The 23,160-nt window shown below is 72.3% G+C and carries 24 protein-coding genes; 15 read left to right on the top strand and 9 right to left on the bottom strand.

Annotated features, from left to right (window positions below; genetic code table 11):
* Positions 1 to 17: 17 nt before the first annotated feature.
* Genes BM158_RS19355 through BM158_RS19340 form a run of 4 tightly spaced genes read right to left on the bottom strand, consistent with a single transcriptional unit; the run spans position 18 to position 3,460 of the window.
* Positions 18 to 977, bottom strand: a complete 960-nt coding sequence (locus BM158_RS19355; protein ID WP_165629034.1) for an aldo/keto reductase — start codon at positions 975 to 977, stop codon at positions 18 to 20.
* A complete protein-coding gene (locus BM158_RS19350; protein WP_091563539.1) occupies positions 964 to 1,854 on the bottom strand; it encodes an amidohydrolase family protein in 891 nt (296 codons plus the stop codon). The genes BM158_RS19355 and BM158_RS19350 overlap by 14 nt, the downstream gene beginning before the upstream one ends.
* Complete coding sequence (locus BM158_RS19345) at positions 1,851 to 2,618, bottom strand: SDR family NAD(P)-dependent oxidoreductase (RefSeq protein WP_091563537.1); 768 nt, start codon at positions 2,616 to 2,618, stop codon at positions 1,851 to 1,853. The genes BM158_RS19350 and BM158_RS19345 overlap by 4 nt, the downstream gene beginning before the upstream one ends.
* Positions 2,615 to 3,460: a fumarylacetoacetate hydrolase family protein gene (locus BM158_RS19340; RefSeq protein ID WP_207506802.1), complete on the bottom strand. Its 846-nt coding sequence runs from the start codon at positions 3,458 to 3,460 to the stop codon at positions 2,615 to 2,617. Before BM158_RS19340 ends, BM158_RS19345 begins: the two co-directional genes overlap by 4 nt.
* Positions 3,461 to 3,554: 94 nt before the next feature.
* Here BM158_RS19340 and BM158_RS19335 point away from each other — a divergent pair, with 94 nt between their 5' ends.
* Genes BM158_RS19335 through BM158_RS19325 form a run of 3 tightly spaced genes read left to right on the top strand, consistent with a single transcriptional unit; the run spans position 3,555 to position 7,854 of the window.
* Complete coding sequence (locus BM158_RS19335) at positions 3,555 to 4,838, top strand: enolase C-terminal domain-like protein (RefSeq protein WP_091563529.1); 1,284 nt, start codon at positions 3,555 to 3,557, stop codon at positions 4,836 to 4,838.
* 9 nt (positions 4,839 to 4,847) lie between these two features.
* A complete protein-coding gene (locus BM158_RS19330) occupies positions 4,848 to 5,567 on the top strand; it encodes a FadR/GntR family transcriptional regulator (protein ID WP_091563526.1) in 720 nt (239 codons plus the stop codon).
* A gap of 1 nt (position 5,568) precedes the next feature.
* The gene (locus BM158_RS19325) at positions 5,569 to 7,854 is read left to right on the top strand and encodes a glycosyl hydrolase family 95 catalytic domain-containing protein (RefSeq protein ID WP_165629033.1); all 2,286 of its coding nucleotides are present in this window, start codon (positions 5,569 to 5,571) and stop codon (positions 7,852 to 7,854) included.
* A 30-nt stretch (positions 7,855 to 7,884) separates the two neighbouring features.
* Here the strand turns inward: BM158_RS19325 and BM158_RS19320 are convergent, their stop codons facing one another.
* Complete coding sequence (locus tag BM158_RS19320) at positions 7,885 to 8,499, bottom strand: cysteine hydrolase family protein (RefSeq protein ID WP_207506800.1); 615 nt, start codon at positions 8,497 to 8,499, stop codon at positions 7,885 to 7,887.
* Between the two features lie 75 nt (positions 8,500 to 8,574).
* Positions 8,575 to 9,042: a MarR family winged helix-turn-helix transcriptional regulator gene (locus BM158_RS19315; RefSeq protein WP_091563522.1), complete on the bottom strand. Its 468-nt coding sequence runs from the start codon at positions 9,040 to 9,042 to the stop codon at positions 8,575 to 8,577.
* A 149-nt stretch (positions 9,043 to 9,191) separates the two neighbouring features.
* Here BM158_RS19315 and BM158_RS19310 point away from each other — a divergent pair, with 149 nt between their 5' ends.
* The 4 genes from BM158_RS19310 to BM158_RS19295 are packed head-to-tail and all read left to right on the top strand — an operon-like array spanning position 9,192 to position 12,425.
* A complete protein-coding gene (locus tag BM158_RS19310) occupies positions 9,192 to 9,716 on the top strand; it encodes a VOC family protein (protein ID WP_091563520.1) in 525 nt (174 codons plus the stop codon).
* Positions 9,713 to 10,861 (top strand): luciferase domain-containing protein, encoded by a 1,149-nt coding sequence (locus BM158_RS19305; protein WP_091563518.1) that lies wholly within the window; start codon positions 9,713 to 9,715, stop codon positions 10,859 to 10,861. Before BM158_RS19310 ends, BM158_RS19305 begins: the two co-directional genes overlap by 4 nt.
* On the top strand, positions 10,858 to 11,643 hold the full coding sequence (locus tag BM158_RS19300) for a 2-keto-4-pentenoate hydratase (protein ID WP_207506798.1): 786 nt from the start codon (positions 10,858 to 10,860) through the stop codon (positions 11,641 to 11,643). The genes BM158_RS19305 and BM158_RS19300 overlap by 4 nt, the downstream gene beginning before the upstream one ends.
* Entirely contained in the window at positions 11,640 to 12,425 is a 786-nt protein-coding gene (locus tag BM158_RS19295; RefSeq protein WP_091563514.1) for a 2-keto-4-pentenoate hydratase, read from the top strand. Before BM158_RS19300 ends, BM158_RS19295 begins: the two co-directional genes overlap by 4 nt.
* Here the strand turns inward: BM158_RS19295 and BM158_RS19290 are convergent.
* Together BM158_RS19290 and BM158_RS19285 are read right to left on the bottom strand one after the other, a co-directional pair.
* Positions 12,416 to 13,399, bottom strand: a complete 984-nt coding sequence (locus tag BM158_RS19290; protein WP_091563512.1) for an NADPH:quinone reductase — start codon at positions 13,397 to 13,399, stop codon at positions 12,416 to 12,418. The genes BM158_RS19295 and BM158_RS19290 overlap by 10 nt on opposite strands.
* Positions 13,400 to 13,454: 55 nt before the next feature.
* Positions 13,455 to 13,661, bottom strand: coding sequence for a dodecin (locus BM158_RS19285; RefSeq protein WP_091563510.1), 207 nt, complete (start codon positions 13,659 to 13,661; stop codon positions 13,455 to 13,457).
* A 195-nt stretch (positions 13,662 to 13,856) separates the two neighbouring features.
* Between BM158_RS19285 and BM158_RS19280 the strand changes: the two genes are divergently transcribed.
* The 4 genes from BM158_RS19280 (at position 13,857) to BM158_RS19265 (ending at position 18,622) form a co-directional block, all read left to right on the top strand.
* The gene (locus BM158_RS19280) at positions 13,857 to 14,999 is read left to right on the top strand and encodes a sugar ABC transporter substrate-binding protein (RefSeq protein WP_165629032.1); all 1,143 of its coding nucleotides are present in this window, start codon (positions 13,857 to 13,859) and stop codon (positions 14,997 to 14,999) included.
* Between the two features lie 88 nt (positions 15,000 to 15,087).
* Positions 15,088 to 16,596 (top strand): sugar ABC transporter ATP-binding protein, encoded by a 1,509-nt coding sequence (locus BM158_RS19275; protein ID WP_091563506.1) that lies wholly within the window; start codon positions 15,088 to 15,090, stop codon positions 16,594 to 16,596.
* Positions 16,593 to 17,597 carry an ABC transporter permease gene (locus BM158_RS19270; protein WP_091563504.1) on the top strand — a complete coding sequence of 335 codons (1,005 nt, stop codon included), beginning with the start codon at positions 16,593 to 16,595 and terminating at the stop codon, positions 17,595 to 17,597. The genes BM158_RS19275 and BM158_RS19270 overlap by 4 nt, the downstream gene beginning before the upstream one ends.
* On the top strand, positions 17,594 to 18,622 hold the full coding sequence (locus BM158_RS19265) for an ABC transporter permease (RefSeq protein ID WP_091563503.1): 1,029 nt from the start codon (positions 17,594 to 17,596) through the stop codon (positions 18,620 to 18,622). The genes BM158_RS19270 and BM158_RS19265 overlap by 4 nt, the downstream gene beginning before the upstream one ends.
* 16 nt (positions 18,623 to 18,638) lie before the next feature.
* Here the strand turns inward: BM158_RS19265 and BM158_RS21910 are convergent, their stop codons facing one another.
* On the bottom strand, positions 18,639 to 18,923 hold the full coding sequence (locus BM158_RS21910) for a hypothetical protein (protein ID WP_165629031.1): 285 nt from the start codon (positions 18,921 to 18,923) through the stop codon (positions 18,639 to 18,641).
* 198 nt (positions 18,924 to 19,121) lie between these two features.
* On the opposite strand from BM158_RS21910, the gene BM158_RS19260 reads away from it, so the two are divergent.
* The 4 genes from BM158_RS19260 to BM158_RS19245 all read left to right on the top strand — a co-directional run bounded on the left by BM158_RS19260 (position 19,122) and on the right by BM158_RS19245 (position 23,159).
* Positions 19,122 to 20,087: a 3-hydroxyacyl-CoA dehydrogenase family protein gene (locus BM158_RS19260; protein ID WP_229827366.1), complete on the top strand. Its 966-nt coding sequence runs from the start codon at positions 19,122 to 19,124 to the stop codon at positions 20,085 to 20,087.
* A complete protein-coding gene (locus BM158_RS19255; protein ID WP_091563501.1) occupies positions 20,084 to 21,235 on the top strand; it encodes an acyl-CoA dehydrogenase family protein in 1,152 nt (383 codons plus the stop codon). Before BM158_RS19260 ends, BM158_RS19255 begins: the two co-directional genes overlap by 4 nt.
* A 111-nt stretch (positions 21,236 to 21,346) precedes the next feature.
* Entirely contained in the window at positions 21,347 to 22,189 is an 843-nt protein-coding gene (locus BM158_RS19250; RefSeq protein ID WP_091563499.1) for a mycofactocin-coupled SDR family oxidoreductase, read from the top strand.
* Positions 22,190 to 22,259: 70 nt separating this feature from the next.
* On the top strand, positions 22,260 to 23,159 hold the full coding sequence (locus BM158_RS19245; RefSeq protein ID WP_091563498.1) for a LysR family transcriptional regulator: 900 nt from the start codon (positions 22,260 to 22,262) through the stop codon (positions 23,157 to 23,159).
* Position 23,160 lies beyond the last annotated feature (1 nt).

The raw sequence follows: 23,160 nt of genomic DNA, 5'->3' as shown, positions 1-23,160 counted from the left end.
AGCGAGCACCTGCCGGATCAGCTGCCGGCGCGTGCGCCGAGGAACGTGGACCAGTCCTGGACCGGGCACCCGCTGAGGTGGTGGTGGAGCACCTGCTCCACCTCCTGGGGGCTGCTGGGTCCGAGCACGACACTGCCCACCGACGGCACCGCCAGGGCGTGCGCGATGGCGGCTGCGGGCAGCGTGCTGCCCACCGCGGCGAGCTCGGCAGCGAGGTGCAGTGCGGCGCTGTGCTCGTCCTGCGAGGCCGGTCGGTAGTCGACCCGTGCACCGGTCGGCGGTCGGGGCGTTGCGAGCAGTCCCGAGGCGAACACGCCGGCGAGCAGGACCGGCCGGCCCGCTGCCGCCTCGAACGCCGCCCGGCCCCCCTCCGGACGCAGCAGGGTCCGCCGGCCGGCGAGCATCGCCACGTCGATCGGGTACCGGCGGAAGGCGGTGGCGACCGTCGGCTCGTCGTTGGACCCCACCCCCACCGCACGCACGAGCCCCTCGTCCCGCAGCGCGAGCAGGGCGGCCACACCCTTCTCCAGCGCATCCGGCTCTCCCGAGACGTCCGGGTCGTGGAGCAGCGCGATGTCGACGTGGTCGAGCCCGAGCCGGTCCAGGCTGGACTCGAGGCTGCGCCGGACCCCATCGGGCGTGGCGTCCCAGACCCGGGTGAGGTCACCGGGGACGTCGAACATCTCGGTGTCCCGCGGCAATGGTGGTCTGCGTTCCACCAGCAGTCGGCCCACCTTGGTGCTCACCACGAACTCGTCGCGCGCGCGGTCGGCGAGTGCGTCGCCCAGGCGTCGTTCGGCCAACCCGAGCCCGTAGTGCGGGGCCGTGTCGAACAGCCGCACCCCGCCGTCCCACGCCGTGTCGACGGTCCGGCGGGCCTGCTCGTCCGAGATGGACCGGTAGAGGTTCCCCAGCCCGGCCGTTCCCAGGCCCAGCTCGGTCACGGCCAGGTGCTGGGTGAGCTCACGGAGCCGCACGACGTCCCCCGAGACGATAGATGCGTCGTCCGACCTCGCTGAACACAGCGCGGCGCTCAGATCGGGACAGCTGCTGGGTCAGGGCGCGCACGGTGGACGTCCACGTCCTCGCTCCTCCGGCGAGTTCGACCACGGGCCAGTCCGACCCGAACATGGTGCGCTCTGCTCCGAAGCACCCGAGCGCGTGGTCGACGGCGTCGCGCATCGACTCGGGATCGGCGTGGTCGGCCGCGTGCAGGGCGATCCCGGACAGCTTGACCGTGGTGTTCGGGTGGGCAGCGAACTCCGCCAGTGCCCGGCGCCATCCCGCGAACGCCTGCTCGTCGGCGAGCGGCGGGTTCCCCAGGTGGTCCAGCACCAGAAGCGTCCCCGGGTGCCGGCGCGCGAGCTCCACGCCCACCGGCCGCAGCTGCTCGGGGCGCAGGACCAGGTCCACGGGCAACTCGTGCCCGGCGAGGGCCGCGAACGAACGCCTCCGCTCGTCGGCCAGCAGCGCCCACGGGTCAGGGTCCTGGTGAGCCAGGTGCCGCACACCGACGAGGTGCCGGGCGTCAGGGCCCCAGCTCTCGAGCTGGAGGTCGAGGTCGGCGCGCAGGTCGACCCAGCCGACGACACCGCGGACCACCAGCCCGTCGACGGCGGCCAGGAGGTCACCGGTCTCCGCCGGGTCGTGCGCCGACTGGACCAGGACGGCGCCCTCGGTGATGCCGGCCGCGCGTTGCGCTGCCGCCAGGTCGGTCACGTCGAAGTCCCGGTCGAGGGGAGCCATGGTCGCCGGCTCGATCCACGGCTGCGGTGTCCGGGCCCGGGACCAGATGTGGGCGTGGGTGTCCAGCAACGGCAGTGCCTGCGCGGCGTCCGGGTCGGTGCCGCTCACACCGGACGCAGTCGTAGACCCTGCATGCCTCCGTCGACGGCCAGGGCTGTTCCCACCACGGACCGGTTGGCCGGTGCGGCCAGGTAGGCGATGGCCTCGGCGATCTCTGCGGCGCTCACCAGGCGGCCGTGCGGCTGCCGGGCCTCCAGCGCTGCGCGTTCTGCTGCCGGATCGCCGGCAGCAGCCAGCAGTCGTCCCACCCACGGGGTGTCCGCGGTGCCCGGGCACACGGCGTTCACGCGGATGCCCTCGCGGACGTGGTCGGCGGCCATCGCCATGGTCAGGGCCAGCACCGCCCCCTTGGTTGCGCTGTACAGAGCCCGTTGGGGGAGGCCCGCCGTCGCGGCGATGGAGGACACGTTGACCACCGCCGCGGACGGCGAGACCCGGAGGTGGGGGAGTGCCGCCCGGGTGACCCGGGCGATGCCGACCACGTTGACGTCCCACACCCTGGCCCACTCGGCGTCGTCGTTGTCCGCGACGGTCCCCTGTGCGCCGATCCCGGCGTTGTTCACGACGACGTCGAGCCGGCCCAGCTCGTCGACGGCCCGCGTGACCGCCGCGACCACGGCGCCGTCGTCGGTCACGTCCGCGGTCAGGGTCATCGCCGCTCCCGGGACGTCGGTGGTCGGGCGGTCGAGCACCACGACGCGAGCCCCGGCGGCGGCCAGCCGCTGCACGGTGGCCAGGCCGATGCCGGAGGCACCTCCGGTGACCAGGGCCACGAGGCCTTCGAAGGTGCGGTCCTGCGCTGCGGTGGTCACGCCACGATCTCCTGTCGCTGTCGGCCGAGGCCGTCGATCTCGACCTCGACGACGTCGCCGACGGCCAGGTAGGGGAAGCGCCCGGAGAGGGCCACGCCTTCCGGGGTCCCGGTCAGGACGACGTCCCCGGGGTCCAGGGCCATGTACTGGCTGAGGTGCCAGATGATGAAGGCGACGTCGAAGACCATGTCCGCCGTGGAGGAGTCCTGCCGGGGCTCACCGTTGACCCAGCTCCGCAGCCGCAGCGCCGTGGGGTCGACCTGGTCGGCGGTCACCAGGTGCGGGCCGAGCGGGCTGAAGCCGGGTGAGCACTTGCCCTTGCTCCACTGGCCACCGGAGTGCTCGAGCTGGAAGTCCCGCTCGGACAGGTCGTTGGCGACCACGTACCCGGCGACGTGGTCCAGGGACTCCGCCGGGTCGTCGAGGTAGAGGGCCAGGGACCCGATGACGACGCCGAGCTCCACCTCCCAGTCGGTGCGCACGCTCCCGCGGGGGAGCGCCACGGGGTCGTGCGGCCCGCCCAGGGTGTTGGGCGTCTTCAGGAAGACCACCGGGGAGGCCGGGGGCACCGCACCTGACTCGGCGGCGTGGGCGGCGTAGTTCATGCCCACGCAGATGATGGCGCCCGGCCGGGCCACCGCAGCCCCGACCCGCCTTCGCTCGGCGTCGGCCACGAGGGGGAGTCCGCCTCGGAGCAGGGCCTGCCGCACGGCGGTCAACGACGACGGTGCCAGGTGCTCACCCCCGAGGTCGGGGACCACCGATCGTAGGTCGACGACCCCGTCAGCGGTGTGCGCGACGGGGATCTCCGAGCCGGGGTCACCGAGCCGGCCGAGCAACACGAGTCCTCCATGGGGTCGGGATGTATCGACCATGTTGACCCAGTAGACATCGGATGTCTAGCCTCGTCCTCGCCTGTCTCCCGGAAGGACACCGATGAGCACCATCACGCGCGCCGAGACCCATGACGTCCGCTTCCCGACCTCGCAGACCCTGGACGGCTCCGATGCGATGAACCCGGACCCCGACTACTCGGCTGCCTACCTGGCCCTGCACACGGACGCTGCCGACGGGCTCAGCGGGCACAGCTTCGTGTTCACGATCGGTCGGGGCAACGACGTGCAGGTGGCAGCGGTCGCACTCGTTGCCGACCGGGTGGTCGGGCGCGACGTCGAGGCCCTGCTCGCCGACCTGGGTGGGCTCTGGCGGGAACTGGTGCACGACTCGCAGCTGCGCTGGCTCGGGCCCGAGAAGGGGCCCATCCACATGGCGATCGGTGCCGTGGTGAACGCGCTGTGGGATCTGCGCGCGAAGCGGGCCGACCTGCCCCTGTGGCAGCTGCTCGCGAGGTTGTCGCCCGAGGAGCTCGTGGACCTGGTCGACTTCCGCTACCTGCAGGACGCCCTCACCCGTGAGGACGCGCTCGAGCTGCTGCGCGCGGCGGTGCCGGGGCGGGCCGAGCGGGAACAGCAGCTGCTCGACGAGGGGTACCCGGCCTACACCACGACCCCGGGGTGGTTGGGGTACAGCGACGAGAAGCTGGCGCGGCTGGCGAGGGAGGCGGTGGCCGAGGGGTTCACGCAGATCAAGCTCAAGGTGGGGGCGGATCTGGACGATGACATCCGACGTCTGACGGTGGCTCGGGAGGCGGTGGGTCCGGACATCCGCATCGCGGTCGACGCCAACCAGAGGTGGGAGCGCACCGAGGCCATCCGGTGGGTCGGTGCGCTGAGCCAGTTCGACCTGGCCTGGGTGGAGGAGCCCACGAGCCCCGACGACGTGCTCGCCCACGCGGCCATCGCCGCCGCGATCGCACCCATCCCGGTGGCCACGGGGGAGCACGCGGCCAGCCGCATCGTGTTCAAGCAGCTGCTCCTGGCCGGCGGTGCCGACGTCGTCCAGATCGACGCCACCCGGGTGGCCGGGGTGAACGAGAACATCGCCATCCTGCTGCTGGCTGCCAAGTTCGGGGTCCGGGTCTGCCCGCACGCCGGCGGTGTCGGTCTGTGCGAGGTGGTCCAGCACTTGTCGATGTTCGACTGGATAGCCGTGTCGGGGACCGAGGACGACCGCATGATCGAGTTCGTCGACCACCTGCACGAGCACTTCGTCGAACCCGTCGTGGTCGACGGTGGTCGCTACCGGGCGCCACGCCGTCCGGGTTCGGGTGCGGAGATGCACCCGGCGCCGCTGGTCGAGTACGCCTGGCCGTGGTCCTAGGTTGCCGCCATGGCTCTCACCGACTCGGCGATCACCAGCATCAAGGACATGATCCTCGGGGGACAGCTGCGCGCCGGCGAGCGGTTGCCCCCGGAGAAGGCCCTGGCCGAACGGTTGGGGCTGTCCCGCAACTCGTTGCGGGAGGCGGTCAAGTCCCTGTCGGTGATGGGTGTGCTGGACGTACGCCGGGGTGACGGCACCTACGTCACGAGCCTGGAGCCGCGGTTGCTGCTGGAGGCCGCCGGTTTCGTGGCCGAGCTCCACGACGACCGCAGCCTGCTGGAGATCTTTGAGGTGCGTCGGGTCCTGGAAGCCCATAGCGCGGCCTGTGCCGCTCGACGGGCCACGACCAGTGTGGTGGAGGGCCTGGCCGCGGAGCTGGACTCCGTGGCTGAGGACGCAGACGTCGAGACCCTGGTGGAGCACGACCTGCGCTTCCACCGCGCCGTCGCCGACGCTGCCGGGAACGGTTACCTCTCTGGGCTGCTGGACACGCTGTCGCCGGCGACCGTGCGGGCGCGGACGTGGCGGGGGCTGGGTGAGACAGGGGCCGTCGCCCGCACGCTCGCCGAGCACCGGTCGATTCTCGAGGCACTGCGGCGGGGGGACCCGGACGTCGCCCGGGCTGCGATGACCCTGCACATCGACGGTGTCCAGACCTGGCTCGCGGCAGCGGCCGGGCGCACCGACGAATCCTCCACCGTGTCCTCGCATCCCCAGGAGTCATGACGTGCCCGTGCTCAGGTTCCCCGCGCCCGCTGCGAGCTGGGTGGAGCGGTTGCCGCTCGGTGACGGTCGGCTGGGGGCGATGCCCGACGGCGGTGTGGAGGAGGCACGCTTCGACCTCAACCATGAGGGGCTGTGGTCGGGGTCGCCGGTGAGCGAGGCGCAGGCCGGTCTCGTGGACCCAGCCACGGCCGCCCAGCACCTGGCCGCCGCGCGTGCAGCCCTCACCCGTGAGGACCCGGTGGCCGCCGAGGACGAGCTGGCGTGTCTGCAGACCGTCTGGGGCCAGGCCTACCTGCCGTTGGGCACCCTGGTGCTGCGCAGGCAGGCGAGCGCAGCCGGCTACACCCGGTCGCTGGACCTGGACACGGCCACCCACCGGGTGCGGACGGAGGACCTCGACGAACGGTCCGTCATCGCGTCTCCGCTCCACGTGCTGTCCATCGAGTCGAGCCTCCCGGTCACCGCAGACCTGCAGACGCAGTTGCGCGTGCTCGAGCGGACCAGCCAGGGCGACGAGTTGACGCTGACGGTGCGGGCACCATCCGACGTCGCGCCCCCGCACGAGACCGGGGCGCGGACGCCGACGTGGGACGACGGTCCAGGACGTGCCGTCGAAGCCGTCGTGGTCGTCCGGGTCCGCCCCACCGACCGGGGTACGTGGTGGGTGACGCTTGCTGCCGAGACGACGTACCGCGTCCCCGACATGCGGCTGGACGGTGATGCGGCAGCCGCCGGGCAGCGCGCCCGGGACCGGCTGGACCGTGCAGCGGCCCTGGGGGTCGAGACCGTCTTCGACGAGGGCACGAGGACCCACCGAGAGCTGTTCGGGCGGTCCGCGATCGACACGGCCCACGACGACGAACCCGACGGCTGGCTGCCCGACCGCCTGGCCCGAGCGTTCTGCGGGGGCCACCCGCTGGGGAACGACCCGGGTCTGGCCGGCCTGCTGTACGACGTCGGCCGGTACCTCCTGATCAGCTCCTCCCGTCCCGGTGGACTACCCGCCAACCTGCAGGGCATCTGGAACGACCAGCTGCGACCGCCGTGGAGCAGCAGCTTCACGACCAACATCAACCTGCAGATGAACTACTGGTCCGCGCACGCCGCCGGGCTCACGGAGACGGCCGCGCCGCTGCGGGACTTCGTCCTCAGGTTGGCCGAGGCCGGAACGGCCACCGCCACGCGGCTGTACGGGGCGCGGGGCTGGGCCGCCCACCACAACGCGGACGCCTGGCTGTACTCCACCCCGGTCGGCCACGGGCAGGGTGAGTGCCGGTGGTCGGCGTGGCCGCTGGGCAGCGCCTGGCTCGCGTGTGCCGTGCACGAGGCCGTCGCCCACGGTGCCGGGAAGGACGAAGCCGCGCGCATCTGGCCAGCCGTGCGTGGCGCGGCGCAGTTCGCGCTCGACTGGCACCACCAGGACGCCACCGGCCGGTGGGTCACAGCTCCGGCCACCTCGCCGGAGAACGTCTACCGGCACCGCGGTCGGGACGTGGCCGTCGACGCCACCACAGCCATGGACCAGCAGCTGATCGCGCACCTCTTCGACATCACCGAGGAGCTCGGCGATCTCCTGGGGTTCGCGGACGACGAGGTGGTGTCCGCTGTGCGCGACCGCCGTCCCCACCTCGTCGCCCAACCCGTCGTGGTTGCCACCGGCACCGTCCAGGAGTGGGACGGGCCCCACGAGGAGGAGGACCCCCAGCACCGCCACGTCAGCCATCTCTACGGACTGTTCCCCGGGCCGGGCCACTGGCAGGGAACGGCCAGGCAGGCGGCCGGTGCCACCCTCGAGCGCCGGGGCGACGACTCGACCGGGTGGTCCCTGGTCTGGAAGACCGCCCTGTGGGCCCGGCTGGGCCGCGGTGACAAGGTCGGGGACCTCCTGGCGCTGCTGTTCCGCCCGGTGCCGCAGGACGCGGGTCCCGAGGCGGGCGGGCTGTACCCCAACCTCTTCGCCGCACATCCCCCCTTCCAGATCGACGCGAACCTCGGCTACCCCGCGGTGCTCGTCGAGGCCCTGGTGCAGAGCCACCCAGGCCTGGGGCGCATCGAGCTCCTTCCGGCCCTGCCCCCGCAGTTGGCCCGCGGCGCCGCCAGGGGACTCGTCGTGCGACCGGGCATCGAGTGCGACCTGACCTGGCAGGCAGGTGACCTCGTCGAGGTCCGGTTCCGACCGCGGCAGCACGTCGACGTCGTCGTCGGCTACCGGGGCGGGTCGCACCGACTCGTCGGGTCCGGCCCGGTCCACCTGCGCCGCGACGACTTCGCCGGTGGGACGGGGTGAGCGCGTGCGCACCCCGTCTGTGGATCCGGGTCAGGACCGGGTGAACGCCTCGACGACCTCGGTCGTGGTGGCGACGGTGGCGATGTTCGTGAGGGCATAACCGAGTGCGGCCCGCTGCCAGTCGGCGTTGATCGACGACGTCGCGTCGGAGACGATCGTGACCTCGTAGCCGGCGTCGGCTGCGTCGCGCACCGTGTGCTCGACGGCCATGTTGGTCCACACGCCCACCACGACCACACGGTCGATGCCGTAGTTGCGCAGGACGGTGTCCAGAGCGGTCCCGTTGAAGGCGCTCATGCGGATCCGCTGGAGCACGAGCTCGTCGCCGACGGGCTCGGTGCCCTCGACGGCCGCCGCTCCCCAGCTGCCCACCAGCAGCGACTCGGGGCCCAGCATCCGGAAGATGGGCGCGTTGGTGCCGCCGCTGGGCCGCCCCGGGTGCACCACGATCTGGTTGTGGACGACAGCCGCACCGGCGGCACGCGCGGCGACGAGCACGGCGCCGACGTTGGCGACCACGTCCTGCTCGGCGGCGTGGGCGGCGGCACCGCTGGCGGCGAAGGCGCCGTCCGGGTGCAGGTTGTCGTTCTGCATGTCGACCACGAGGACGGCGGTGGTGGCGGCAGGCAGGGTCAGGTCGGTCACGATGATCTCCGATGTCGTTCGTCGACGGTCCGGGTCCGGACCGTCGTGGCGACCTCGTCGTCGCGGGTGGCGCGTTCAGGGGCGGGATGCGGTACCCGGAGTCGTCGTCCGCAGCCGGTCCAGCAGGTCGTCGAATGCGTCGAGGCCGGCAGCTCCGAGTGGAGCGAAGACCTCGCGGAGGGCTGCGGCGTGCCCAGACCAGGCCTGTGCCACCCGCTCCCGGCCGCGCTCGGTGACGGATGCGTAGACGACGCGGCGGTCGGTGGGGCACGGCACCCGCTCGACCAGACCCGCGTCGACCATGCGGCTCACCAGACGGGTGCCGCCGCCCGAGGTGAGGCTGATCTGGTCGGCGAGGGCCGCCATGGTCAACCGGCCGTCGGGAGAGCGGGTGAGCCGGAGGAGCACCTCGAGCCAGGCCAGCGGGAGGTCGTGCTCGGCCTCGAGACGGGCCCCGACCGACCGGGTCAGGCGGCTGGCGACCTCGACCAGGCGCCCGAAGGTGCTGATGAGTGCGTCGTCCTCGGGAGCGCTGGGGGACATGGAGGAAACCTTACGCGTCAACAGTTGACAGATCAATCAAACTGGCTCACTGTGCCTCAGTAGTTGATCCGTCAAGCATCTTGGGGTGGGCGCGGGGGTCACCGTCGTCGGCACCTCCGGACCGCCACCACACCACCGAGGAGAACACCGTGACCATCGCCGCCGTCCGGCTCAACCACGCCGTCCTGTTCGTCAGCGACCTCCCGCGCGCCATCGACTTCTGGACCGGCGCCTTCGGGATGACCGTCGCCGCCACCGAGCCCCGCGCCGACGCGGCCTTCCTGCGGCTGGACCGCTCGGGCAACCACCACGACCTGGGCCTGTTCGGCATCGGGGCCGGTGCTCCGCCCCGGGCCCGGGGAACGGTCGGCCTGTACCACCTCGCGTGGCAGGTCGACACCGTCGAGGACCTCGAGCAGGCCCGGCTGACCCTCGCCGAGCGCAACGCCTACACCGGGGAGTCCAGCCACGGGGCGACCAAGAGCGTCTACGGCATCGACCCCGACGGCAACGAGTTCGAGGTCATGTGGATGCTGCCCCGCGAGGACTGGGGTGCCTACGCCGACGCCGCCCCCGTGGACCGGCTGGACCTGGCCGAGGAGATCCGCCGCTGGGGCGGCGTGGGGACCGCCGGGCACCTGCAGCCCGGCCCGGCCGAGCCGAGCACCCGGTGACCGGGCCGTTCGGCGGCCCCGTCATCGCCACCGCCGGCTCGACCGACCCCGCTGCCCCGCTCGTCGTGCTCCTGCACGGCCGCGGGTCCCACGAGCAGGAGATCCTCTCGCTCGCCGCCCACCTGCCGGAGGGCCCTGCCTACGCAGCCGTTCGGGCGCCCATCGCCGAGGGCGGTGGCTTCGCGTGGTTCGCCAACCGGGGCATCGGGCGTCCCCGGGCCGAGTCGCTGCGGGCCACCATGGACTGGTTCCGCGGCTGGCTCGACGAGGTCGCTCCACCCGGTCGCCCGGTCCTGCTCATCGGGTTCAGCGGGGGAGCCGCCTTCGCCGGCGGGCTGCTGCTGGACGACCCCGCCCGGTACGACGGCGGAGCGGTGCTCTTCGGCACGCTGCCCTTCGACGCGGGCGTCCCCACCACGGCCGGCCGGCTGACCGGGGTACCGGTCGTCGTCGTGCAGGGCGAGCAGGACGCCGTCATCCCACGCGAGCTGCTCGACCGCACGTGGCAGTACCTGCTCGGGCCCTCCGCAGCGCCGACCGTCGCCCGCCGGGAGCCCGGAGGCCACCAGGTCACCGCCGCGACCATGGCCACCCTCGGCGGCTGGCTGGCCGAGCGGCTGCACTTCGTGACCAGCCGCGGACGCCCCGCACCCGGACCGTCCACCTGGCCCACCCTGCCCGGCGGGGTGCTCCCCGAACGGGCCGGCAACCGCCCGGAGGTCAGCCCGGGCATCCCGCAGGAGCAGCTGTCCGATCGTGCCCCGCTCGCCCTGCAGGAGGAGGTGTTCCGTCGCGTGACCGCCCTGTCCGGGGTCCACACCGGACCCTCGGCCATCTCGGTGCCCGGTGCCCGGGCCTTCCGCGTCGACGCCGGCACCCCGGACACCGACGCCTTCATCGTCCCGTCCTACGGCGAGTTCGCCCACGTCCACCCTGGCCACGACGGGTCCCTCCACCTGGCCCTGCCGCCGGCCCTGGCCGCCGACCTCGTCAGCCGGGGCTGGGGCGTGGCGCACCCGCTGGCCGGTGTGCGGCTCACTCCCGGCATGACCATGCTCTTCGGGCCCAGGGACGACGCCGAGCTCGAGGTCGTCGTCGGCGTGGTCGCGACGTCGCACGCCTGGGCCACGGGCGCCACACCGTGAGCGGTGCAGTGTACGTCGCCAGCATCGCCCAGGAGCTGGCCGACGCCGCGCGCGACGCGGTGCCGGTGGCCCCGCTGTCCGAGCGATTCCCGCAGCTGACCCTCGACGACGCCTACGCCGTCCAGGCCGCGCTCGTGGCGGGGTGGACCGCGGGCGGCGCGGAGGTGGTCGGCCACAAGGTGGGCCTCACGTCATCAGCCATGCAGCAGCAGCTCGGTGTCGACTCCCCGGACTCGGGCGTGCTCACCGACCGGATGGTGTTCGGCGACGGCGCCGTCCTCGACGCCGGAGGCCTCGTCGCCCCGCGCGTGGAGGCGGAGCTCGCCGTCGTGCTCGGCCGCGACCTGGCACCCGGCGCGAGCCGGGACGAGGTGGTCGCGGCGGTCGACTCGGTGGTCATCGCCCTCGAAGTCATCGACAGCCGGATCCGGGACTGGCGAATATCTCTCCTGGACACGGTGGCGGACAACGCGTCCTCGGCCGCAGCGGTGCTGGGCTGGCCGGTGCCGCTCGGCGAGGCCGGTGACCTCCGCACTGTCGGGATCACCCTCCACCGCAACGGAGTCGTGGTCGCGACAGGTGCCGGCGCGGCGATCCTGGGGAACCCGCTGTACGCCCTCGTCTGGCTGGCGGGGCAGGAGCACGCACCCCCGTTGCGGGCCGGGCAGGTGGTGCTCCTCGGCGCGGTGCACGCCGCCGTCCCCCTCGGCGCCGGTGACGTGGTGACCGCCACCGCGTCGGGTCTCGGCTCGGTCACCGCAACCATCGGGGGCCGTCCGTGATCCCGGCCGGCGACGCGCACCAGGCGTTGCTCGCTGCCCGCCGGGACCGGCAGCCGCGCACCCGGTTCAGCACCTCCGACGACCCGCTCGACGCGGGGTGGGGACACCAGGTGCAGGCCCTGGACCGGAAGGCAAGAACGGCGGAGGGCGAGGTGCTCGTCGGGATGAAGCTGGGGCTGAATAGCCGCGCCAAGCAGCAGACCATGGGCGTGCCCGAGCCCATCGTCGGGTTCCTCACCGACGCCATGGACCTCGACGTACGCGGTGCGGCGGCGGTGGTGGCCGGCACCACGCAGGCCCGCGTGGAGCCCGAGATCGCCTTCCGACTGGCCGTGGACCTGGACCGGGCCGTCCCGGTCTGGCGGATCGGGGACCTGGTGGACGGCGTCGCGGTCGCGCTCGAGGTCATCGACTCCCGGTTCGTCGGCTACCGCTTCGGGCTGCCCGACGTGCTGGCCGACAACACCAGTGCAGCCGGGTTCACCGTGGGGGAGTGGACTCCACTGCGACGCGTCGGTGACCTGGCCACCGCGGGATGCGTATTGGACGTCGACGGCGCGGTCGTGCACACGGCAGCCGGCGCCGCCATCCTGGGTCACCCCCTGCTGGCCCTGTCCCACCTGTCCCGGCACCTGGCTGCGCAGGGCGAGGTGCTCCCGGCCGGCTCCGTCGTGCTGGCCGGCGCCCTCACCGACGCGGTGCCGGTGCGTCCGGGTGCCGCGTACGGCGTGGCGGTCCGGGGTCTGGGGTCACTGACCCTGCGGATACCCGCTCAGGTCTGAGGCGATGGCGCGACCAGCTGGCGCCGGCGGGTGCCGGCGTCGATGCGGTCGTGCGCCTCGGCCACCCGCTCCAACGGCAGCACGTCGGCGTCCGGGACCGCGATGGCCCCGGACTCCGCGGCCGTGGTGAGGTCCTGCACCGCCGCGTCCACGGCGTCGGCCGGGAAGTCGTCGCTGCCCAGCAGTCGGATCGTGGTGTTTGCGAACAGCAGGGGCCAGAAGTCCAGGACCGGCCGGGCATCCCGCGTCCCGTAGGCCGCGAGGACACCTCCGTTGCGCAGCACGGCGGCGTCGAGGTCGAGGTTGTCGGAGAAGGACACCTCGACGACACGGTCGACTCCGCCGCCCGCGGCCGTCCGTACCGGCTCGGCGACGCCGGGGCGGTCGAGGGCGAACACCGTCACGCCGGGAAGCGCGACCTCGGCCAGGTCGGCCCCGGAGCGGACCGTGCCGAGCACGCGAGCGCCGCCCCACACCGCGAGCTGGGCAGCCAGCGATCCGACGCCCCCGAGCACACCGTGGACGAGGACCGTGCGGCCGGAGACCGGGCCGTCGCCGAAGACCGCGCGGTGCGCGGTGACCCCAGGGATCCCGAGGCAGGCGGCCAGGACGTCGCCCACCGTGTCCGGCAGGTCGGTGGCCAGCCGCTCCGGGACGGCGGTGAGCTCGGCGGCGGTCCCGCCGGCCCGGTAGGACTGGGCGCCGCGGACCCACACCCGGCGACCGACCCGGGACGGGGCGACCCCGGCGCCGACCGCCTCGACGACCCCGGCGGCGTCGCTGTGCGGCACCACGCGCGGGTAGGGCATCGGGGCCCCGGTCCAGCCGGCACGCTTCTTCGTGTCGCCCGGGTTGACGCCCGACAGGGTCACCCGGACGAGCACCTCGCCGGGGCCGGGCTGCGGGTCGGGTAACTCCCCGACCCGCAGCACCTCGGTGGCCGGGCCGGTCGTGTCGTAGTAGGCAGCTCGCACAGATCGTGCAGCAGTGCGGACGCGGCGGCTGTTCCGGCCCGACCGGGTGGCCTGTTCAGTCGACCCGGAAGCCGACCTTCAGGGTCACCTGGAAGTACTGCACGTCCCCGTCGACGACCTGGCCGCGGATCTCCGAGGTCTGGAACCAGTCGATGTTGTGGATCGTCTCCGACGCCTTGCGCACCGCGGTCCGTACGGCGTCGTCGACGCTGGTCGTGCTGCTGCCGACGATCTCGCTCAGCCGGTACACGTGGTCGCTCACGGTTTCTCCTGTCTCTGCGTCCCGGCTCGTCCGGGCGGACCGACCGTGGCACGAGAGGGCAGGTGCGCGCACACCTTGTTCCAGATCGGTACAGGGTCGCCCTGCCGGGCGCTCTTCATGATGCAGCTCACACCCGCCGGCAAGGCCGCTCGAAGGCCCCCGGCACCCCTCTTCACCTGCACCGGGAGATCAACCGTGTCCTCGACAACGACGTCGCGATGGAAGGCACTGGCCGCACTGGCCGCCGGTGTCGTCCTCGCCGGGAGCTTGGCGGCCTGCTCGTCGGGCTCCGGGTCCAGCAACAGCTCGGCCGCGGAGGTCTCGGGCAGCGGCACCCTGGAGGGGGACGGTGCCCTCCTGCAGGTCTTCATGCCCTCGACCTCGAACGTGTACCTCAAGGCCGCGGCCGAGTCCCTGACGGCCCAGGGCGAGGACCTCGGCTACGAGGTCCAGATCGTGGAGAACGACTTCGACCAGACCGAGCAGGACCAGCAGGTCCAGGAATTCCTGGCCAGCGGCCAGGAGGCGGCGGCATTCCTGTTCTGGCCGGCTTCTGCAGCTGCAGCGACCAACTCCATCCGCCAGCTCTCCCGGGTTGCCCCGGTGATCCAGTGGAACCAGGCCATCCAGCCCGACGCCGAGGACTTCGTGGCCGCCTACGCCGGGGTGAGCGACACCGGCATCGGCATCGAAGCCGGTGACAACGCCCTGGCCGCACTGCAGGAGGCCGAGGCAGCCGGGAAGACCTACAACGGGCCGGACGGGAAGCCCAACCTGCTCGAGATCCGGTTCACCGAGGGTTACGCGGCCGGCGACGACCGCGAGTCGGCCTTCGCCGAGGAGACCGGCGACGCGTTCAACGTGCTCGCGGTCGAGCCCACCCCGACGGTGGACGCCCAGGGCGGGTTCGCCGCGGCGAGCCAGGTCATCCCGCAGTACCTCGACCAGGGGATCGACTTCATCTACGCGCACAGCAACGACGTCGCCAACGGCGTGGTGCAGGCGCTGGAGCAGAACGGCCTGCAGCCCGGTGTCGACGTCACCGTCATCACCGGCACCTCGTCGGGTGACCTGACGAACCTGCGCTCCGGGAAGATCTACTCGGCCGTGCTGCAGTCCCCGGTCATCGAGGGCCAGCTCGTCGTCCGCACCGCCGCCCAGTACCTGGCGACCGGTGAGACCCAGGACGGCGACTACACCCTGCCGGTCGACGAGACCACCCCCGAGCTCACCGTCGAGGCCCCGTACCGGGAGACCTTCATGATGAACCCGCAGGTCACCGCCGCGAACATCGACACGCTCCGGGTGTGGGACAAGACCTTCGCTGAACTGAACTGAGCCCGGTGAGCGGGACGGCAGCGACCCTGCCGTCCCGCTCACCGCGCCGCTCCGCGCCACGTCCCCCTCGCCCAGAGAGCTCGAGCCCATGAGCACAGCGACCCCCCTCCGGCTGTCCGCCGAAGGCATCACCAAGACCTACGGCGCATTCGCCGCGCTCTCCGACGTCGCCTTCGAGCTCCGGGCCGGGGAGGTGATGGCCCTGCTCGGTGAGAACGGCGCCGGCAAGAGCACCATCGTCAAGATCCTCTCCGGCCTCGTGACGGCCGACACCGGCACCCTGACCATCGACGGCGAAACCGTGACCATCACCGGGGTCGCGTCCTCCCAGGCCGCGGGCATCGCCGTGGTGCAGCAGGAGTACAGCACCGTGCGGACGATGACGGTGGCCGAGAACCTCTTCCTCGGCCAGCGCAGCGCACCGTGGTTGTGGCGGCCGGGCCGGCTCGTTGCCCGGTCGCGCGAGATCCTCGCGCGCGTCGGGCTGCAGGACCTCGACCCCCGTACCCGGGTCGAGGAGCTCTCGGTCGCCGAGATGCAGCTGCTGGAGATCGCCCGGGTGCTCGCTCGCGACGCACGCATCATCATCTTCGACGAACCCACGGCTGCGCTGTCCGACGCCGAGATCGTGCGCGTGCTGGAGGCCGCCCGGCGCTTGGCGTCCGAGGGTCGCAGCATCGTCTACGTCACCCACCGCCTCGGCGAGGTGTTCGAGATCGCCGACCGCGTAACCATCTTCCGCAACGGGCGCAGCAGCCCACCGCTGGAGGTCGCGGATCTGGACGTCGACGGCGTCGTGGCGCGGATGATCGGCCGCGAGCTCGGCGATCTGTACCCGCCGCGTTCCAGCTCGATGGGCGAGGTCGCCCTCGAGGCACGCGGCCTGCTGGCCCCCGGCTTCCGGGCACCCGTCGACCTGCAGGTCCGCCGGGGGGAGATCCTGGGCATCACCGGGCAGCTGGGTTCGGGGACGGCCGAGCTGGTCGAGGCGCTGGCCAGCATCAGACCGGTCATCGACGGGAGCCTTCACATCGGTGGCCGGCAGGTGCAGTTGCGCAACCGCCGCGCCGGCATCGCGGCCGGCATCGCCTACTGCTCGGCCGACCGCAAGCGTGACGGCATCTTCGCCGGCGCCTCCATCCGGCAGAACCTCTCCTCGCCCTGGCTGTCGGCTGTCTCGCGAGCCGGCTTCATCCGCACCGGACCGGAGGCCGACGCCACGAAGACGCTGGCCGGCGAGTTCGCGGTCGACACCAATCGGCTCGGCACCAAGGTGGGCTCGCTGTCCGGGGGCAACCAGCAGAAGGTCGCGGTCGGGAAGTGGAGCGGCATCCACCCCGACGTCCTCCTCGTGGAGGAACCGACCCGCGGCGTCGACGTCGGCGCCCGTGCGGACATGTACGCGACGCTCCGGGCGCTCGCCGAGTCCGGAATGGCGATCGTCGTGAGCTCATCGGACACCAACGAGGTGCTGGGTCTCAGCGACACCGTCGCCACCTTCTACCACGGTCGGCCCACCGCCGTCCGCCCCGCGACCGAGTGGACCGAGCACGACCTGGTCCGTGAGGTCATGCACAGAGAGGAGATCCTCGCGTGACCACGACGGCTCCGCCCCCGACCAGCACCCCGGCTCCGCGAACCGCCGCCGACACCTGGCAACGGAAGACCGCCAGGATCGTCGCCGACTACGCGATGCCGCTCCTGGTGCTGTTCGTCCTCGTGCTGGCGAGCGTGACCACCGACGGCTTCGCCGACGGCGCCAACCTCCGCGCCATCCTCATCAGCACGGCCATCACCGGCATCGCCGCCGTCGGGATGACCGCGATCACGCTGACCGGGAACCTGTTCTCCCTCGGCATCGGGTCCACCGTGGTGCTCTGCGGCATCGTCTTCCTCGCCGTGGCCGGCGCGACCGGGTCCGTCCTGGTCGGGGTGCTGGTGGCCGTGGGGGCCAGCCTGCTGCTCGGGCTCGCGCAGGCCCTCATCGTCGGTGCCGGGCTCAACCCGGTCATCACGACCCTCGCCTTCGGGGCGATCGTCTACGGCTGCGTCGCCGTGGGGACCGGCGGGGAGGTGGTGACCGCGGGTTCGGTCCCGGTCACCCGGCTGGCCACCGCCAGCGTCCTCGGACTGCCCCTGCCGGTGATCATCTTCATCGCGATGACGGCGCTGGTCAGCTTCCTGACCGCCCGCACGGTCACCGGCCGACGCATGCGATTGCTGGGGGAGAACCGCGCGACGGCGGGCACCAGCGGGATCTCGGCCATGAAGGGCACCGTCGTCGCCTTCGCCTCGTTGTCGGTCGGCGCTGCCCTCGCTGGCATCCTGTCCGCTGCGCAGCTGCGCCAGATGCAGGCCAACGACCTGCCCAACCTGACCCTGGACGTCATCGCCGCGGTCCTGGTGGGTGGCGCGGCCATCAACGGCGGCGAGGCCTCCGCCGTCCGCACCGCGCTGGGCGCCCTGCTCATCGTGATCCTCGGCAACGTGATGCTGCTGCAGGGCCTGGCCCCCGGGGAGCGGCTGTTCGGTGTCGGCGCGGTCGTCGTGGTCCTCGTCGTCCTCCTCCACCTCCTCAGGAAGGCAGGTGCCCGATGAACCGCCTCGCCGACGTCAGCCGGACCTACGGGCTCCAAGGCGCAATCCTGGCGCTCGTCATCGTGGCCGTGCTGGTCGTCGCACCCGACTTCGTCGGCCAGCCCGCAGCATTCTCCGTGCTGGAGCGGCTCGTGCCGCTGGGCATCATCACCGCAGGCATCGCGGTCACGATGATCGTCGGCGAACTCGACCTGTCCATCGCCTCCGTCGCCGCTCTGTCCGGGGCCACGGCCATCCTGCTGAGCAACTCGGGGCTCGGGCTGGTGCCCGTGCTGCTCGTGGCGACGGCGGCGGGCGCCGCCGTCGGTGCGTTGCAGGGGTGGGCGGTGGCCAGGCTCGGCATCAGCTCCCTGGTGCTGACCGTCGGCACCTTGATCCTCTTCCGAGGAGCCACCTCGCTGGTCACCGGAGGGGTGCCCATCACGCCCGATGACTACGGCGTCAGCGACCAGCTGCTCATGCGGTACGGCGTGCTGTCGCCCACGTCGATCACGGCGTTGCTGGTGCTCGTCGTCCTGGGGGTGTTCCTGTCGCGCACCCGGCCGGGCATGGCCCTGTACGCCGTCGGCGGCGGCCGGAACGAGGCGGTCGCAGCCGGAGTCCCGTTGCGCCCGACACTGGTCATCGCGTTCGCGATCTCGGGTGGCTGCGGCGCGCTGGCGGGCGCGTTGTCCTCGCTGCGCAGCGCCTCGGCAACCCCCGACGGCTTCACCAACATGCTGCTGCTGGGGGTCGCGGCTGCGCTCGTCGGGGGCATCAGCCTGGCCGGCGGCCGCGGCGGGATGGTCAACGTCCTGCTGGGCGTCGTCATCACCAGCACACTCGCCGCCGGGTTGTCCTCGGTCGGGTTCAAGGCCTTCGTCGCCGAGCTGTTCACCGGTGTCCTGCTGCTGGCCGTCATCGGTGCCGACGCCGCGGTGCGGTGGATCAGCCGACGCCGTTACCTGGCGGAGCAACGGCGTCAGCTGTCCGGCCTGTCCGCGATCGACCTGACAGCGGCCGAGCCGGAGGTCAGCCGCCGGTGACTGGATGCCGGCCGGGTCAGGCGCGCAGCACCGCGGTGACCCGGCCGGTGTCCGGGTCCACCTCCACCCGGCCCGACCGCTCGGCCGTGACCACCAGGCGCAGGGTGAACCGGTGCCGGCGCAGCACGCCGATCGTCGTGGCCGGCCGCTCGACCAGCCACTGCACGAGTTCGGCCTCGGTCCGTCGCGGGGGACGTGGCCGGCGCGGCCCGGAGCCCCTGCCGCGGGCGACCGACACCGTGCGGCAGTAGCCGTGCCGTACGCACGGCACCAGCTCGCCCGGGCCGGGCAGACAGCTCACGAACTCGAACTGCAGGACGCGACCGCACGACAGGGTGGCCGTGGGGTCGACGCGTTCCGCAGCAGGTCGGGTGATCTCCACGGAAGTCCACCGTGGGGGCGACCGGTGCCGATCTCAAGGATCTTCGATACCGATCAGCCCCGCGCTGATGCGACATCCGTACTTCACCGGTCCCCGCGCCGGTCTTAGCGTCGAGCCGTGAGCACGACACCTCTCGACAGCGCCACGGCCAGCGGGGTCCATGACGTCCTGGTGGTGGGCGGTGGCGCGATGGGCTCCCAGATCGCGATGGTGTGCGCGCTCGCCGGTCGGACGGTGCACCTGGTCGACACCGAGCCCGCCAGCCTGGTCCGCGCCGAAGGGCAGCTGCGCGCCCGGCTGGCCTCCCGCGTCGAGAAGGGCCGGCTGCGCACCGAGGACCGGGACGCCGCCTTCGCCCGCCTGCACCTGGGCACCGATCTGGAAGCGGGTGCGGGCAGGGCCGACCTCGTCATCGAGGCCGTGGTGGAGAAGATCGACGTCAAGACCGAGCTGTTCGCCCGGCTGGACCGGATCACCCCCGAGCGGACCATCCTGACCAGCAACTCCTCCAGCTTCGTGCCGTCGCGGCTGGCCGCCGCCACGCGGCGCCCCGACCGGGTGTGCAACCTGCACTTCTTCAACCCCGCTCTCGTCATGGCGTGCGTGGAGGTGGTGCCGGGGGAGGCGACGTCGCCGGCAACCCTGGAGACGGCGACCGCCTTCACCCGTGAGCTCGGCAAGGAACCGGTTCTGCTCTCCCGGGAGATCAACGGGTTCCTGGCCAACCGCATCCTCAACGCCGTCCGGGACGAGGCCGTGCACCTGTACGAGGGCGGCTATGCCTCGCTGGAGGCCATCGACCTGGCCTGCCGCACCGCCCTCGGCCATCCCCAGGGGCCCTTCGAGCTCCAGGACCTCACGGGCCTGGACATCGCCTGGTTCACCAAGACGGCCCGGTACGCCGAGACCGGTGACCCGGCCGACCTGCCGAGCACCAGCCTCGACGCACGGGTGGCCGCCGGCCACCTCGGCCGCAAGACCGGACGCGGCTGGTACCAGTACGCCGCCGACGGCACCAAGCAGCCCGCGCCCGACCCCATCGACGAACCGTCCACCCCCGTCACAGGAGACCGCCCACGATGAACTTCCAGCTGGACGAGGACCAGATCGCCTTCCGCGACCTCGCGCGCGAGTTCCTGGAGAAGGAGGCCGTGCCCCACCGTGCCGAGTGGGACCGGAAAGAGTCCATCGACACCGCCATCCTGCCCAAGATGGGTAACCTCGGATTCTTCGGCATGGGCATCCCGGAGGAGTACGGCGGCATCGAGGGCGACCAGATCACGTACTGCATCGGCATGGAGGAGCTCGGCCGGGCCGACTCCTCGCTGCGCGGGGTGGTCTCGGTCTCCAACGGTCTGGTAGCCCGTTCGATCCTGCTGCACGGCACCGAGGAGCAGAAGCACCAATGGCTGCCCGGCCTCACCGCTGGAACGCAGATCGGCTGCTTCGGGCTGACCGAGCCGGGCACCGGGTCCGACGCCGGCGCTCTCACGACCCGGGCCCGACGGGACGGCGACGACTTCGTCATCGACGGTGCAAAGGTGTTTATCACCAACGGGACCTGGGCCGACGTCTGCCTGCTCTTCGCCCGCACCGGCGGGCCGGGTCCCAAGGGCATCACCGCGTTCCTCGTCCCCACCGACAGCCCCGGGTTCGTCGCCACCACCATCCACGGCAAGCTCGGCCTGCGCGGGCAGGCGACCTCGGAGCTGTCGCTGTCCGGTGTCCGGGTGCCGGCCTCCGCCGTGCTCGGCGAGGAGGGGCGCGGGTTCTCCATCGCCATGTCCTCCCTGGACAAGGGCCGCATCTCGGTGGCAGCGGGCTGTGTCGGCATCGTGCAGGCCTGCCTGGAGGCCTCTGTGGCCTACGCCGGTGAGCGGGAGCAGTTCGGCCGTCCCCTGGCGACCTTCCAGCTCGTCCAGGACATGATCGCCGAGATGAGCGTGGACGCCGACGCGGCCCGGATGCTCACCTGGCGGGCCGCCGACCTGGTCGAGCACCACCTGCCGTACGGGACGGCCGCGTCGAAGGCCAAGTACTTCGCCAGCGAGGCAGCCGTGCGGGCCGGCAACCATGCCATCCAGGTGTTCGGCGGGTACGGCTACATCGATGAATACCCCGTGCAGAAGTTCCTGCGCGATGCCCGCGTCATGACCCTGTACGAGGGCACCAGCCAGATCCAGAAGCTGCTCATCGGCCGCGCGGAGACCGGGGTAAGCGCCTTCATCTGAGGCCGGGGGTGCGCAGCCGGTGTTCCGAATCGGAACGCGTGAGCTGCGCCACCCGCCTCCAGGATGGGGAGGAAGGAGGACGAGGGCGTCCTCCCCCGCAGAGGAGGCACCATGGGTCGGGTCGAGGGCAAGGTCGCGTTCATCACCGGAGCTGCACGAGGGCAGGGCCGCTCACACGCCCTGCGGCTAGCCCAGGAGGGCGCGGACATCATCGCCGTCGACATCTGCTCCGACGTCGAAGGCATCCCGTACCCCGGCTCGACCGAGGCCGACCTGGCCGAGACGGTCAAGCAGGTCGAGGCCCTGGACCGGCGCATCATCGCCCGCCCGGCCGACGTGCGGAACCTGTCCGCGCTGAAGGAGGTGGCGAACGAGGGGATTGCCGAGTTCGGCGGGATCGACATCGTGTCCGCCAACGCCGCGGTGCTCAGCTTCGGTCCCGGGATCGAGCTGGAGGAGGACACCTGGCAGGACATGCTCGACATCAACCTGACCGGCGTCTGGAAGACGGTGCGGGCCACCGTCCCCTCCATGGTCGAGCGGGGCAAGGGGGGCTCGGTCATCCTGACCAGCTCGGTTGCCGGTCTGGTGGCTTACACGAACTTCGCGCACTACGTGGCCGCCAAGCACGGTGTGGTCGGGCTGATGCGTGCGCTGTCGGTCGAGCTCGCCCCGCAGTTCATCCGGGTCAACACGGTGCACCCGACCACCACCGACACCCCGATGGTGCACAACCCCGCGCTCTACGAGGTGTTCGGCCAGCCTGGTGCCAGCCGGGACGACGTCAAGGAGGCGTTCAAGCCGCTGAACTCCCTGCCGATCCCGTGGGTGGACCCCGTGGACATCAGCAACGCGGTGCTCTTCCTGGCCTCCGACGAGTCGCGCTACGTCACCGGTCTGACGATGACGGTCGACGCGGGCGCGACCGCCCCGTACAAGATGCCCCAGGGTTGATCCACCGCTGCACGGCGCCGGCCCGCACGGGGAGACCCGTGCGGGCCGGCGCCATGACAGGAGCGGGCACGTGGAGCTGAACCACCTGCAGGTGTTCCTCGCCGTGGCCGAGGAGCTGCACTTCGGGCGGGCGGCGCAGCGGTTGCACATGGCCCAGCCGCCGGTCAGCCGCGCCGTCCGGGCGCTGGAGCGCAACCTCAGCACTGAGCTGTTCGAGCGCAGCACTCGTTCGGTCCGGCTGACCGCGGCGGGCCAGGCGCTCATCGAACCGGCCCGCGAGGTGTTCGCCGCGCTGGACCGCGCAGCCGAGGCGGTCCGGGCCGTGGAGAGGGGCGACGTCGGCCTGGTGCGCATCGCCTACGCGGGTGCGTCGACGCACCGGCTCGTCGGGGAGCTGGCCCGCGCCGTCCGCCACCGACACCCCGGGATCCGGCTGGAGCTCTTCAGCCAGCAGTTCGCCCAGCCTCTGCTGGACCGCCTGCTGGTCGGCGACGTCGAGATCGCGCTGGGTCGGTGGGACCTGCGGCCGGCCGGCGTTGTCTCCCGGGTCATCCAGGACGACGCGCTGTGCCTGGCCGTCCCGGCCGGCCACCGCCTGGCGGACTACTCCGAGGTGCGGGTCGCGGAGTTGGCCGGGGAGCAGTTCGTCTCGCTCCCGCCCGTGGCCGGGGGGGTGCTGCCCGACCGGCTGCGCACCTTGTCCCTGGCCGCCGGCTTCGCTGCCGACGTCGTCCAAATCGCCCCCGACACCTACAGCGCGCTGTCCTTGGTGGCTGCGGAAGTGGGCTGCCACCTCACTCTGGTGTCGGTGTCGCGCGCCGTGCAGGACCCGCACGTCCGCTTCGTGCCGATCAGCGACGACGTGGAGCCCGTCTCCCTGCGCATCGCCTGGCGCGCCGACCACGTCACCCCGGTCCTGCAGGCCGTCCTCGACGTCGCCGCCCGCATCCCCGCCTCCGGCGGGTCCTGAC

This window comes from Klenkia taihuensis (assembly GCF_900112525.1).
Classification (GTDB): domain Bacteria; phylum Actinomycetota; class Actinomycetes; order Mycobacteriales; family Geodermatophilaceae; genus Klenkia; species Klenkia taihuensis.
Note: the sequence above shows the minus strand (reverse complement) of the source record. Positions and strands in the feature narration are given on the sequence as shown.